The organism is Verrucosispora sp. WMMD703, from assembly GCF_049178935.1.
Taxonomy (GTDB): domain Bacteria; phylum Actinomycetota; class Actinomycetes; order Mycobacteriales; family Micromonosporaceae; genus Micromonospora; species Micromonospora sediminimaris.
The window spans coordinates 512788-525764 of sequence record NZ_JBMHMM010000004.1 but is presented as its reverse complement, the minus strand read 5'-3'; the positions used below and the strand labels follow the sequence as shown (position 1 = coordinate 525764).

The window sequence follows — 12977 nt, the reverse complement described above, 5'->3', positions numbered from 1 at the left end:
CCCGGGCGTACCCGGGCCGGCGACAGCGCACCGGGTCAGTTGCTGGCCAGCGCGTCGGCGGCGGCCGGATCGCAGTCGCGGAGGAACTGGGCGCAGCGGGCCGCCTCGTCCGCCTCGGCGATCGCGTCGGCCGCCCGGGACAGCACGTAGAGGCAGCGCAGGAAGCCACGGTTCGGCTCGTGCGACCACGGCACCGGCCCGTGCCCCTTCCAGCCGCTGCGTCGCAGCTGGTCCAGACCCCGGTGGTAGCCGGTACGGGCGTACGCGTACGCCGGCACGACCTGGCCCTGCGCGAACGCCCGGGCGGCGAGCGCCGCCCACGCCGCGCTGTGCGTCGGGTACCGGGCCGCCACCTCGGCGAACGCCTCGTCACTGCCGGCCTGCTCGGCCGCGGCCAGCGCGGAGTCGGCCTCGACGTGCGCGGGCAGGAGCGTGGCGGGCGGCTCAGGTAGGAGGTTCTGCATCGCCCCATTCAACCCGCTTCGCACGGCGGCCCGCGAGGGGGTCCGGTCAGCCGGTCGGCTGAACGGCCGAGAGGTCGGTCACGCCTGCGGCCCATGCCGCCGTCGGGTCGGATCCACTACAACTATGGATCCGGAGCCTCCCCAGGAACCGGAAGTGCGGGAGCCCGGCCAGGCCGCCGGGCTCCCGTCTCGTCAGCGGGTCGTCCCGGGGTCACGTTCACGGCGTTGCGCCGGCCCGGCAGGATGACCCGATGCCGACTCCACCTCCCGCGGACGTCATCGAGCCGCACACCTGGACGGACGAGATCCAGACCCGGGCGGAGTTCGACCGGCGCCTGGCCACCGGCAGCCTGGTCGGGCTCACCGTGCAGGGCCTCCGGCTGGACCTGGAGCCGGTCCCCGACCTGGCCGGGGTCGAGGTGGCCGGCACGCTCTTCGTCGGCTGCCGCTTCGCCTCCCGGCAGGTCGGAGCCAACCTGGTCCGGCGGGGCGCGAACGTGGTGCCGCCGTTCTCCGGGCTGCCGTACCCGACCCAGCCGTCCCACCTCTACACCCCGGAGGAACTCGCCGCCGGCTTCGCCGAGGGCGGCTTCGCTGCGATGTACGACACCCGGGTGTACGCGCACTTCCGCGCGCACGGTGGCGCGTTACCCGATGTCCGGGAGGCGCTCGGCCAGCGGCTGCACGACCACGGGGTGGACAACGCGCTCGCCGACGCCACCCGTGCCTGGCTGACCACCCACGGGCCGCAGTCGGTGGTCGGGGTGATGGGCGGACACGCGGTCCGCCGCGGCAGTGAGCCGTACCGGATGGCCGCGGTGCTCGGCCGGGAGCTCGCACGGGCACACCGGTTGGTGGTCACCGGTGGGGGGCCGGGCGTGATGGAGGCGGCCAACCTGGGTGCGTACCTGTCGACCCGGCCGGCGGAGGACCTCAGAGCAGCCATCGACCTGCTCGCCACCGCGCCGGACTACACCGACCACGACCGCTACACGGCGGCGGCGCTGCGGGTACGGGAACTCTTCGGCCGGTCGGTCACGCCGCCGGTGAACGGCACCGAGCCGATGACCGCCTATCAAGCGGACTCGGCCGCGCTGACCACCGGTGATCTGGACTGGGCGGGCTGCGGCGGCCTCGCCGTGCCGACCTGGCTGTACGGGCACGAGCCGGCGAACCTGTTCGCGGGCCGGATCGCCAAGTACTTCTCCAACGCCATCCGGGAGGACACCATCCTGCGGCTGGCCCGGGGTGGCATCGTCTTCGCCCCCGGCCGGGCAGGCACCGTGCAGGAGGTGTTCCAGGCGGCCACCAAGACCTACTACGGCACCGACGGAGCCAGTGGCGCGTACGTCTTCCTGGATCGCGCGTACTGGACGACGGAGCTGCCGGTCGAGTCCTTGCTGCGACCGCTGCTGGCCGCCTCCCCCTTCGGTGACCTCTCGAACACGGTGCACCTGACCGACGACGTCCACGAGGCCGCCCGCCTGCTGACGAGGTGAGGACGGACGCTCGTGCGGGTGCAACAACGGCACGGCGGCCGGCCCCGAGTCGGGGTCGGCCGCCGTCCGGGCGACGTCAGTTCGTCACTTGGTCATCGTGGTGCCGGTGGAGCGCAGGTGCTCGCAGGCCTCCGCCACGCGGGTGGCCATGCCCGCCTCGGCGGCCTTGCCCCACACCCGCGGGTCGTACATCTTCTTGTTGCCGACCTCGCCGTCGACCTTGAGCACGCCGTCGTAGTTGCGGAGCATGTGGTCCGCCGCCGGACGGGTGAAGGCGTACTGGGTGTCGGTGTCGATGTTCATCTTCACCACGCCGTAGTCGAGCGCCTCGCGGATCTCCGAGAGCAGCGACCCGGAGCCGCCGTGGAAGACCAGGCTGAGCGGCTTGTCCTTGCCGTACTTGGCGCCGACCGCCTCCTGGATCTGGTTGAGGATCTCCGGGCGGAGCTTGACGTTGCCCGGCTTGTAGACGCCGTGCACGTTGCCGAAGGTCAGCGCCGCCATGTAGCGGCCCTTCTCGCCCAGGCCGAGCGCCTCGACCATGGCCAGGCCGTCCTCGACGGTGGTGTAGAGCTTGTCGTTGATGGCGTTCTCGACGCCGTCCTCCTCGCCGCCGACGACGCCGACCTCGATCTCCAGGACGATCTTGCCCTTGGCCGCCTCGTCGAGCAGCTGGGCCGCGATCTCCAGGTTCTCCGCCACCGGCACGGCCGAACCGTCCCACATGTGCGACTGGTACAGCGGCTCCTGGCCAGCCTTCACCCGCTCCTGGGAGATGGCCATCAGCGGCCGGACGAACTTGTCCAGCTTGTCCTTCGGGCAGTGGTCGGTGTGCAGGGCGATGTTGACCGGGTACTTCTTGGCCACCTCGTGCGCGTACGCGGCGAACGCCACCGCACCGGTGACCATGTCCTTGACCGAGGGGCCGGAAAGGTACTCCGCGCCACCGGTGGAGACCTGGATGATGCCGTCGCTCTCCGCGTCGGCGAAGCCCTTGAGCGCCGCGTTCAGCGTCTGCGAGGACGTCACGTTGATCGCCGGGTACGCGTACCGGCCGGCCTTGGCGCGGTCCAGCATCTCGGCGTAAGCCTCGGGGGAAGCGATGGGCATGTCGAACGCTCCTTACTTGCCGCTGTCGGCCGTACGGCCGCTGTTCTCCGTAGGGGCCCGGCCGTGCGGCCGCCTCTTCTACCTTGGGGGCCGGCCGTGCGGCCGCCAGTCCTACCGTGCTGCGCCGGACCGCGCTGTCCTCCGCGGGCAGTATCCCGTAGCGGCACCGGACCGGCACAACCGGGCCGGTTCACCGCCGGTCCGCTGGATCCGGTACGGCGACGCTGATCAGCCAGGTGACCACCGCCATCACGATGGCCCCCCAGAAGGCCGCCCAGAAGCCGTCCACCTGAAACGGCAGTTCGAGCGCCCGGGCGATCCGGTCGGTCAGCAGGAACAACAGGGCGTTGACCACAAGCGCGAACAGGCCGAGGGTCAGCAGGTAGAAGACGCAGCCCACGACCTTGATGACCGGCTTGAGCACCGCGTTGACCAGGCCGAAGATCAGCGCCACGATGAGCAGGGTGAACGCCGTGTCGTAACCGGTCCGCCCGGTCACCTCGACACCGGGCACGATCAGCGTGGTGATCCACAGTGCGATGGCGGTCGCCGCCAGTCGGATGAGGAAGCCCACGGCACCATCCTGGCACCGGCGAGAGTCACCGGTGGGCCGATTCGGCCGACTCGTGTGCGACGACGGCGTACGCTCGGCGGCTCGGCACCGGCGTACGGCTCGGCGGCTCGGTGGTTCCCAGCGTGCCGCCGGCACACCCCGTACGGTGGGTGGGTACCAGACCGCCGACATCCCGGAGGCATCGAATGGGCCAGCCCGACGAGGACTTCGCCCCCGGCGACCACCTGAGCCCGGAGGAGCGCGACCTGGAGGCCGAGCCGGCCGACGCTGTCGAGCAGGCCGCCGTGGTCGACCCGAGCCAGGTCGACGTCGAGCCGCATCGCGGCCTGGAGGTCGACGACTGGGACGCCATGGAACAGGCCCGCGTGGTCGGTGCCGACGAGGACGACTACCGCTGATCAACCTTTCGGTCAGACCTCGCCCGGGACAGTCGATGCGGACAGCGGGAACCTTAGAGATTCCTTAGCATCCGGGGGCTTCACCTGCACCCCTCACGGGAGGACCCCCCTTCATGCTCACCCACTCCACCCGGCGCCGGCTGGCCGGGTTGGGCGTGGCCGGCGCGCTGATCGCGGCCGTCGCCACCCCTGCCACTCCCGCCTCGGCCGAGGAGTCCGAGATCTCGCTGGGCGTCTACTTCGGCGACACCACCATCGCCGCCGGCTCCCCCGGCAAGATCGACAGCCCGATCCTGTTCGCTTCCTCCACGGTGGTGGTACACGACCTCACCGTGCGCTACGACTTCACCGGCCTCGCGGGCAAGGCGACCGTGACGCCGGAGTACGACGCCGACTACTGCTCGACGCCCGAACCGAACGTCCTCGTCTGCACGGACCCGTTCGAGGTCGAGCTGTACGAGGGCGGATTCGGTGGCCTCTACTCGGTGGTCATCGCACCCACCAAGGACGCCAAGGACGGCGACGAGGGCACCGTCAAGGTGAGCCTCAGCGCCACCGGCTACACGGCCGTGACCCACGAGGCGCGGGTGCGGATCGGCGAGGGCGTCGATCTGGCCGCCGGCCCCGAGACGGAGCACTCCGGCGAGCCGGGCACGTCGTTCACCGTGCCGCTGCGGGTCGGCAACCCGGGCGAGACGGTCGCCAAGGGCGCCGTCGCCGTCTTCTACAACGACTACGGGATCCAGGCCGACAAGCAGTACGCCAACTGCACGTACGAGGGAAGTTGGCTGCGTACCTGCCACTTCGACCGCTCGCTGGAGCCGCGTACCAGCTACGTCGCCACCCTGCCGTACCGGATCGCCAAGGACGCGTTCGCGCCGGGCTTCGACTACGGCGAGATCCTGTGGCTGACTCCTGCCGAGTTCGAGGACTACGAGGCGTACGTGAAGAGCCGCGGGGCCACCATCGGCAAGCCGGGCACCGGCGGCGAACTGCTGCTGGACGAGGCCGGTCCGAGCATCGCAGCGCGTACCTTCCAGGCCGACACCCAGCCGGACAACAACTGGTCGAGCCTCGGGGTGACGGTCACCGGCAAGAACAGCACCGACCTTGAGGCGGTCGGCGACGAGGTCTCCGGCGCGAAGGGCGACGAGGTCGTCGCCACCGTCGGCTTCCGCAACAACGGCCCGGCCACCCTGGACTACGGCCGCTCCGGATCCTCGGTCACCAACATGCAGGTCGAAATTCCGAACGGCACCAGCGCGGTCAAGGTGCCCGACAACTGCTCCCCGGTCCGCGGCGAGAACGAGTGGGGCGAGCCGGGCGAGCCGGGTGCCAGTCTGTACCGCTGCTACACCAGCTGGTTCATCAAGGCCGGTGACGCGGAGACCATGGAGTTCGGGCTCCGGATCGACAAGGTCGTGCCGAACGCCACCGGCGAGGTCAAGGTCAACGTCGCCTGCCAGTGCGACGGTGGCTTCTACGCCGACTTGAAGCCGGCGAACGACGTCGCCAAGCTCGTCGTCAACCCGAGCGGCGGCCAGGGTGGCGACGGCGGCGGTGACGGCGGTGAGCTGCCGATCACCGGCGCCGACACCGCGCTGATCGCGGGCGTCGGCGGCGTGCTGCTCGCCGCCGGTGTGGCCGGCTTCGTGCTGGCCCGCCGCCGCCGTACCCACTTCACGGCGTAGCCCGCCCGGACGACAGCACCACCGGTGCCCCGCCGACCACCCTCGGCGGGGCACCGCCCTTTCCCCACCTCCCGCTGGCCACGAGTTGTTCGTCGCGATCCTGGCCTGCGAATCGGAGCCGGTCGACCGGCGGCTCTGACCTGGTCGGGCGGGTGACGCGGGCCCCGGTAGCCTGATTGACCGTGGCGGACGCCACACGGGGCCAGTGATCGAGCGATTCACGGAACGGAATCTTCATGGCATTGGGCGAACGGGTAGGCCATGTCCTGCGCGGCGCGGCCATCGGTGTGGCCGAGGCCGTGCCAGGGGTCAGCGGCGGGACGATCGCGCTGGTGACCGGCGTGTACGAGCGGGTCATCGCGTCCGCCGGGCATCTGGTGAACACGGTGCGGTACGCGGTGACCGACGTGCCGCGCGGGCGTGGGTGGACGCGGGCGGGGCACCAGCTACGGCAGGTGCACTGGGAGGTGGTGATCCCGCTGCTGATCGGCATGCTGCCCGGCCTGCTGATCGCGGCGAAGCTACTCGAACCGCTGCTGGTCGACCATCCGGAGCAGACCCGAGGACTCTTTCTCGGGCTGGTCCTCGCCTCGGTGCTGGTGCCGATCTCAATGGTCGGCAAGCCGTGGCGAGGGCTGGAGGTGCTCGCTCTGATCGTCGCCGCGGTGGCGGCGTTCGTACTGACCGGCCTGCCACAGGCCACCATCGAGCCGCATCCGCTGGTCGTACTGGTCGCGGCGGCGGTCGCGGTCTGCGCCCTGGTGCTGCCCGGGGTCTCCGGGTCGTTCCTGCTGCTCACCGTCGGCCTGTACGAGCCCACCATCAGCGCCGTCAACGACCGCGACTTCGGCTATCTGGCGATCTTCGCCACCGGCATGGTCATCGGCTTGGCGCTCTTCGTCAAGCTGCTCCAGTGGCTGCTTGAGCAGCACCGCCGGATGACTTTGGCGGTGATGGCCGGCGTCATCCTGGGTAGCCTGCGCGCGCTGTGGCCATGGCAGTCCGAAGACCGTGCCCTGTACGCCCCGGGCGACCACGTTCCGTCCATTGTGGCGCTGTTCCTGATCGGAGTCGCCGTGGTCACGGCAATGATCATCGCCGAGCGTCGCCGGCTGCGCCGGGCCGCCCGGGACCTCACCGAGGAGACGTACGAGACGCCGCGCGTCCACTGACGACCGCCGCTTGGTGGCGGCCCAGCTGGGCCGCCACCAAGCGGGTTCCGGTTCAGCGAGCCTTTTTGGTGGCCCGCTTACGCGGCGGGGTTAGTAGGTCGGCGATCGTGGCGATCGCGGTCGGGACCAACCGGTAGTAGGCCCACACACCGCGCTTCTCCCGCTCCAGCAACCCGGCCTCGGTGAGGATTCGGAGGTGGTGGCTGACCGTCGGCTGGGAGAGACCGAGCGGCGCGGTGAGGTCACACACGCACGCTTCTCCCTCGGGTGCCGACTGGATCAGGCTGAGCAGCCGCAGCCGAGCGGGGTCGGCAAGGGCCTTGAGGACCCCCGCCAGCCGCTCGGCGTCGGCGCGTTCGATCGGCTCGCCGGCAAGCGGCGAGATCTGAGGCATAGTCATTTCGGCCAACGCAGTTCCCACGTATTCCATCCTTCCACCAGCAGCATCGATCCGCCTGCATATCAGCAGATCCGAATCGGCAGACTTTTACGCCACAAGGCCGAGGTCAGCCAACGTATAGGCCGCCCGATAGGGCAATCCGGCGGCTCGCACCGCGTCGCCGGCACCACGATCAACGATAACCGCCACCCCCACGACCTCGGCCCCGGCCTCGCGAAGCGCTTCGACGGCGGTCAACACACTCCCCCCGGTGGTGGAGGTGTCCTCCACCGCCAGCACCCGGCGACCCGCCACATCGGGCCCCTCGATCCGACGTTGCAGCCCGTGCGCCTTGCCCGCCTTGCGGACCACGAACGCGTCCAACGGACGCCCGGCAGCGTGCAGCATCGCGAAGGCGATCGGGTCGGCCCCCAAGGTCAGACCGCCCACCGCGTCGTACGACCAGTCGGCGGTCAGCTCCCGCATCACCCGTCCCACCAACGGTGCCGCCTGGTTATGCAGCGTGACGCGACGCAGGTCCACATACCAGTCGGCCTCCCGCCCGGAGGAGAGCACCACCCGGCCATGGACCACAGCCAGGTCGGAGATGAATTTACGCAGGTCGTCGTGGTCCCCCATGGCGATAGAGGGTACTGCGCGAGTCTGTGTGCCGCGTGTGCGGGCCACCCTGGTCAACCCACCGGGGGACCGATGAGTGGCGATGTCCGGTTACGCTACGTCGATCATCGCGGGCGGATCGAGACATGCCTTCCTCCCCGCCACGCGGTTGGCCGCTCGGCCACCGGTCAGCCGCGATCGCGGCCGATGCGCCCACGGGTGTCCCGGGAAACCACGTCGAGCAGGCGACGCGGGGCGTGCCGCAGCCCCGCCACGGCCACTTTGTACTTCCACGACGGGACGCTCACCAACTTGCCTTTGCGCAGGTCACGCAGGGCCTCGTCGACCACATCGGTGGCTTCGAGCCACATCCATTCGGGGGTTTTCGACATGTCGATGCCGGCTCGTTGGTGAAACTCCGTGCGGGTGTAGCCCGGGCAGAGCGCCATCACGCGTACGCCGAAGGGGCGGGCGGACTGCCCGACGGACTCGCTGAAGTTGGTTACCCACGCCTTGCTGGCCGAGTACGTGGACCCGGGCATCACCGCGCCGAAACCTGCCACCGAAGAGACATTAATCACTGCCCCGCTGCGCCGCTCGGTCATCGTGGCCAGCGCGGCGAGGGTCAGCCGAAGCACCGCATGGACGTTCAGCCGCAGCAGTCGGGTCTCGTCCTGGACGGACGACCGGAGGAAGGGCTTGTTCAGGCTGATGCCGGCGTTGTTGATCAGAAACTCGACGGGCGGCCCGTCGGCCAACCGTCGTTCCACCGCGGCGCAACCGTCGTCGGTGGACAGATCGGCGGTGAGGGTCTCGGTCTCCACGCCGTGCCGACCGGTCAACTCGGCGGCCTGGGCTGCCAGCCGGGTCGCGTCGCGGGCGACCAGCACCAGGTGCCATCCGTCGGAGGCGAGCCGGGCGGCGAACGCCGCCCCGATGCCCGCCGTCGCCCCGGTGATCAACGCCCATCGTTCGGTCGTCCGGTCGGGCGTCACGGGCGTCATCACCTCGGTGGGTTCGGGGGCGGCGGCGCCCCGGGCGGCGGGTAGGGCTGGTACGGCGGCTGGTACGGCGGTGCCGCCGGTGGCTGTCCGAATGGTGGTGTGGGTGGCTGGTCAGGGGACACCGTTCGCTGGGGTGCGGGCCGACGCCGGAACCAGGCGTTGGCCGCAGGCAGTGCCAGCAGCACGGCTACCACAAGGTAACCGAGCACCTGAGCGATCGAAAGGGTGGCGGTGAGCGGAATCCACCAGGACGGATAGGCGTCCGGCGTCCGGGCGAGCAACTCGGCGGTCGCCCGGTCGTCACCGAAGTCCAGGGGCACAGCGCGCTGCACGATCAGGGTGGCGAGCCCACCACACCCGCAGCACATGCCCAACCCGGCGACCACCCAGGTCGCCACCCGGGCCGCCGGCCGGCGGGTGGCCAGCCCCAGGGCCAGGCCGACGAGAAGCAGAGCGGCGAGAACGCTCAGCACCGCCGACACCACGACCGAGGCGCGCAACAGAGCCACCGCCGCGTCGACCTGACCGGGGTCGGCGTCGGCGTCGGCCGTTGCACGGAACCGGTCCACGGTGCCGCTTACCGACGCGAGCCCGATCACCGCGTACACGAGCGCGCCGAGCGCCATCACCATCAGTGTCGACACGGCCAGCACGACCGTGGCCGGCCGGCGAGCCGGTGCCTGTTCGGGGTACGACACGACGAGTCCCTCCGGTAGGCGTTCGGAAAGCAACCTACTCGGAGGGACCGTCGCGGTCGTGTGTTACGCGGGTGTCGAAGACCTGGGGCAGGCCGAGGCAGAGTTCAGGCACCGGCCGGACAGAGACGTCGACACCCGCGCCAACCCACCGAAGGTCAGCCGGGGCGATCGGTGGGCGGCTGGGTACCGGGCTGCTCCGGGCCGTCCGACGGCGGGGTCTGCCCGCTCGGCTGGCCACCCTGGTCGCCGGCCGGTGGCTGGCCGCCGGTGGCCGGGTAGCCGGGCTCGCCCGGCTGCTGCGGGGTGCCCGGGTAACCCGGCTCGGCCGGGCTGGTGCCCGGGTAACCGGGGGCCTGCGGGTAGCCGGGCTGGCTCGGGTAGGCACCACCGGGCGTGGGCGGCTCCCACTGCTGGGTCGGCTTACGGAAGAACTCGTTCGCCTTCGGCAGCGCCAGCAGGATCAGCGCCGTCAACAGCGAGATCAGGCTGATCACGCCGAGCAGGATGTTGACCGGGGTGATCCAGCCCGGCAGCGCCTCCTCCAGTCGACGCTGGATCTCCTCGCCGCTGGGCATGTCGCCGCTGTTCTCGCCGGGCGCGCTGAAGTTACCGACGAAACCGCTGAGCAGGTTGAAGCCGGTGCAGCAGAAAAGGATGCCACCGACGATCCAGGTGGCGATCCGGGAGCCGTTCTTGCCGCGCAGGTTCATCAGCCCAAGGCCGAACAGCGCGAACGCCACCACCAGCAGGAAGATGGCGGTGCCGACGCCGATCACGACGGTGATGTCGGCGACGTTCTCCGCCCCCTCGACGGTGGAGTCGCGGTACGCCTCCTCCATGACCTCGCGGACGGTGCCGATGGTGGCCAGCGAGATGATCACGCTGATCAGCTGGCAGATCGCGAACAGCAACAGCAGGTAGGTGGATATCGTCACCACGCCCGGCCGCGTCCGGGCCGGCGTGTTCTGAGGATCGACCATCTTTCTCCCTTCCTGGAACGCGCTTCACCGTATCGGCAACAGGCCATTCCGGCACGGTGCGACGCCGAGCGGTGGGCACGTAACCGGCCACCCGGTCGACCGGGATCGATCGGACGGGCTGGTTTCCCGGCTCAGGACCCGTTCTGCGGGTGCACGGTCACCCCGTCGCTGCCCAGCCGTTCGCCACGGGCCATCGCCCAGCCCGCCTCCCCGTACGCCTCGAAGGTGAGCCTCGCTCCGCCCGGTGCACGGTAGTCGTGGTAGCGCATGGTGCCGCTCGGCGTCAGGTCGGTGGCCCCGGAGACGGTGTACCGGGCCTGGCCGGACTCGTGCCAGCTGTAGCGCCGGCCGCCGGACTCCACCTCGGGCGCGCCCGGCGTCACTGTGGCGTCGCGCGGCACCGACTCCCACAGCACCAGTTCGAACCCGGGACTCTCCGCCACCGAGAGCCGACGCCGGCCGCCGTGCTCATCGCGGTCGTCGAGGAGGTGCTCGGCCCACCTCCACTCGCCCTCGACCAGGCGAATCGAGCCCCGCACCGAATAGGTGGCGTCACCGATCTCGACGATGTCCCCGACCTCGATCCGCCTCGGGTCACGTCGGTGCCCGTCGCCGTACCGCTCCTGCTTCCGACGTGCCGCTGCCGACCGGTCGCGCCACCAGCGCAGCGTCAGCCCGGCAACGACCACCCCGACCAGGCAACCGGCCGCCAGGTACGCCGTCGTCCCGTCCATCCGGTCACCTCCCGAGACAGTTCGGCGGGGACGTCGACCATGATCCGGGCAGCCGCTGCCTCCCGCCAACCGGCTACCGGTCGGCGGGATCCGTTCCGCCGGGGGCGGCGGCATCCCCCTGCCCACCATCGCCGGAGGAGGCGGTGGCACCGCCCGGGAAGGTCGGTCCGTCCGACGCGGTTGGCGCGGCCGGCACCGGAGGTGTCTCCGGGACGGTCGGCGAGGTCGCGTGGTGCGGGGGATGCCCGGCCGGACCCGGGCCGCCCTCCGCACCGGGTACGGCGTACCCGGGATGTCCGGGCACCGCATACCCCGCACCGGGCACCCCATACCCCGGTGGCACCGGATACCCAGGCGGCGGATAGCCCGGCGGATACCCCGGCTGCGGTGGATAGCCCAGCGGAAAACCGGGCTGCGGTGGGTAACCGGGCGGGGGCGGATAGCCCGGCGGCGCAGGAAAGGCGGGATAGCCCGTCGGCAAGGCATAGCCGACCAGGTGGGCGTTCGGGATGTTGCGCCCGGCGGGTGGCCAGGTGGCGGCCGGTTCGGCGCGGGGCACGAACCAGCGATGGGCCGGCGGCAGCGCCAGCAGCAGCACTACCGCCGCCGTGAGCAGGAACACCAGCAGCACCCCGAGGCCCGCCAGCGGGAAGAACATCTCGAACGGATTCGGCTGGTCGTACAGCGCCTCGATGAAGTCCGACTCCTGCCAGAATTCGTCGTCCGGCGGCGGCACGTCCTCCGGGTACGACTCATCGATATAAGGCCCCTCGGCCATCGCGAACGCCAGACCGAACGGAATCAGGAACGCGCCGGCACAGCCCTGGGCGACGCAGAGCAGCAGTTGCACGCCACCGGCGACGAAGACCATGACCCGGGCGGTGTTGCTGCCCGCGCGTACCCGGGGCGCGGTCAGGCCCAGCCAGAGCGCCAGCAGCAGGGCGGGAACGCCGAACACCGCCGCCATCATGACGCTGTTCCAGCGCTCCGCGCGTACCTGGTCCGGGTCCGCGTTCGGCACCTGCCGCACCGCCTGGTCAACTGCCTGGTTCCAGTCGATCGCCGCCAACACCAGCAGCGTGACGAGGCCGAGCAGGATCACCACGGTGGCGAGTTGCAGCCAGAAGGCCACCGTGACGGTGCCGGGACGCGGCGGACGGGGTGGGGGTACGCCTGCCGGAGCTTCGGCGGTCGCGGTCATGTCGCGGACGGTACGGCCCGATCGCAAGCCTCGGCAGCGCCGTTCGGGCGGACTCGTCCCGGCGGACGGATCAAGCTCCGTTGAGTCGCTCGACCGCGTACCCGCCGACCGTGGTGCTTCCCATCACGCAGCCGGTCATGGTGTTCAGCTCCGCCGGGTCTCCGCGCAGCGCCGTCCAGGCCGCCCGCCCGGCCGCCGGGTCGAGCCGTTCCAGCAGGGTGGCGGCGTACACGCGGCCCGCGGAGGTGCCCCCGGTGAGCAGCCGGTCGAGCAGGTCGCGTACCTCCTCCGGGTGGTCGGTCATCGCCGCCGCGACGCGCTGGTACGCCTCGGTCTCGGGCAGCAGCGTGCCCGCGATGCCGACCCCGCCGAACGCCAACGTGCTGGCGTGGCCGAGTTCCGCGACGGCCCTCGCCAACTCCGATTCCTTCTTGCGCCGCATCCCGAACATGTCT

General features: G+C 70.8%; 15 protein-coding genes. 4 read left to right on the top strand and 11 right to left on the bottom strand.

Annotation, left to right across the window (positions count from 1 at the left end; translation table 11 throughout):
- Positions 1–35 precede the first annotated feature (35 nt).
- Positions 36–464 carry a DUF3151 domain-containing protein gene (locus tag ACN26Z_RS02990; protein ID WP_093403779.1) on the bottom strand — a complete coding sequence of 143 codons (429 nt, stop codon included), beginning with the start codon at positions 462–464 and terminating at the stop codon, positions 36–38.
- Between the two features lie 251 nt (positions 465–715).
- Between ACN26Z_RS02990 and ACN26Z_RS02985 the strand changes: the two genes are divergently transcribed.
- Positions 716–1963 carry an LOG family protein gene (locus ACN26Z_RS02985; protein WP_421459805.1) on the top strand — a complete coding sequence of 416 codons (1248 nt, stop codon included), beginning with the start codon at positions 716–718 and terminating at the stop codon, positions 1961–1963.
- An 84-nt stretch (positions 1964–2047) separates the two neighbouring features.
- On the opposite strand, the gene fbaA is transcribed toward ACN26Z_RS02985, so the two are convergent.
- Together fbaA and ACN26Z_RS02975 are read right to left on the bottom strand one after the other, a co-directional pair.
- Positions 2048–3073, bottom strand: a complete 1026-nt coding sequence (gene fbaA / locus ACN26Z_RS02980) for a class II fructose-bisphosphate aldolase (RefSeq protein WP_093403777.1) — start codon at positions 3071–3073, stop codon at positions 2048–2050.
- A 190-nt stretch (positions 3074–3263) separates the two neighbouring features.
- The gene (locus ACN26Z_RS02975; protein ID WP_093403776.1) at positions 3264–3647 is read right to left on the bottom strand and encodes a phage holin family protein; all 384 of its coding nucleotides are present in this window, start codon (positions 3645–3647) and stop codon (positions 3264–3266) included.
- Positions 3648–3832: 185 nt separating this feature from the next.
- Here ACN26Z_RS02975 and ACN26Z_RS02970 point away from each other — a divergent pair, with 185 nt between their 5' ends.
- From ACN26Z_RS02970 to ACN26Z_RS02960, 3 genes are all read left to right on the top strand, one after another.
- Positions 3833–4045 carry a hypothetical protein gene (locus ACN26Z_RS02970; protein WP_093403775.1) on the top strand — a complete coding sequence of 71 codons (213 nt, stop codon included), beginning with the start codon at positions 3833–3835 and terminating at the stop codon, positions 4043–4045.
- Between the two features lie 113 nt (positions 4046–4158).
- Positions 4159–5736 carry an LPXTG cell wall anchor domain-containing protein gene (locus ACN26Z_RS02965; protein ID WP_421459804.1) on the top strand — a complete coding sequence of 526 codons (1578 nt, stop codon included), beginning with the start codon at positions 4159–4161 and terminating at the stop codon, positions 5734–5736.
- 236 nt (positions 5737–5972) lie between these two features.
- Positions 5973–6908 carry a DUF368 domain-containing protein gene (locus tag ACN26Z_RS02960; RefSeq protein ID WP_170863412.1) on the top strand — a complete coding sequence of 312 codons (936 nt, stop codon included), beginning with the start codon at positions 5973–5975 and terminating at the stop codon, positions 6906–6908.
- A gap of 52 nt (positions 6909–6960) precedes the next feature.
- On the opposite strand, the gene ACN26Z_RS02955 is transcribed toward ACN26Z_RS02960, so the two are convergent.
- The 8 genes from ACN26Z_RS02955 to ACN26Z_RS02920 all read right to left on the bottom strand — a co-directional run bounded on the left by ACN26Z_RS02955 (position 6961) and on the right by ACN26Z_RS02920 (position 12973).
- Positions 6961–7338, bottom strand: coding sequence for an ArsR/SmtB family transcription factor (locus tag ACN26Z_RS02955; protein ID WP_007073957.1), 378 nt, complete (start codon positions 7336–7338; stop codon positions 6961–6963).
- A 57-nt stretch (positions 7339–7395) separates the two neighbouring features.
- The gene (gene pyrE, locus ACN26Z_RS02950; protein ID WP_210938365.1) at positions 7396–7926 is read right to left on the bottom strand and encodes an orotate phosphoribosyltransferase; all 531 of its coding nucleotides are present in this window, start codon (positions 7924–7926) and stop codon (positions 7396–7398) included.
- A 167-nt stretch (positions 7927–8093) separates the two neighbouring features.
- A complete protein-coding gene (locus tag ACN26Z_RS02945; RefSeq protein ID WP_421459803.1) occupies positions 8094–8909 on the bottom strand; it encodes an SDR family NAD(P)-dependent oxidoreductase in 816 nt (271 codons plus the stop codon).
- On the bottom strand, positions 8909–9607 hold the full coding sequence (locus tag ACN26Z_RS02940) for a hypothetical protein (RefSeq protein ID WP_421459802.1): 699 nt from the start codon (positions 9605–9607) through the stop codon (positions 8909–8911). The genes ACN26Z_RS02945 and ACN26Z_RS02940 overlap by 1 nt, the downstream gene beginning before the upstream one ends.
- Positions 9608–9762: 155 nt before the next feature.
- On the bottom strand, positions 9763–10587 hold the full coding sequence (locus ACN26Z_RS02935) for a hypothetical protein (protein WP_282240457.1): 825 nt from the start codon (positions 10585–10587) through the stop codon (positions 9763–9765).
- Between the two features lie 131 nt (positions 10588–10718).
- Positions 10719–11321 (bottom strand): DUF4178 domain-containing protein, encoded by a 603-nt coding sequence (locus ACN26Z_RS02930; RefSeq protein ID WP_421459801.1) that lies wholly within the window; start codon positions 11319–11321, stop codon positions 10719–10721.
- Between the two features lie 73 nt (positions 11322–11394).
- Positions 11395–12522 (bottom strand): hypothetical protein, encoded by a 1128-nt coding sequence (locus ACN26Z_RS02925; protein WP_421459800.1) that lies wholly within the window; start codon positions 12520–12522, stop codon positions 11395–11397.
- Between the two features lie 70 nt (positions 12523–12592).
- Positions 12593–12973, bottom strand: a complete 381-nt coding sequence (locus tag ACN26Z_RS02920) for a hypothetical protein (RefSeq protein WP_282240459.1) — start codon at positions 12971–12973, stop codon at positions 12593–12595.
- Positions 12974–12977 lie beyond the last annotated feature (4 nt).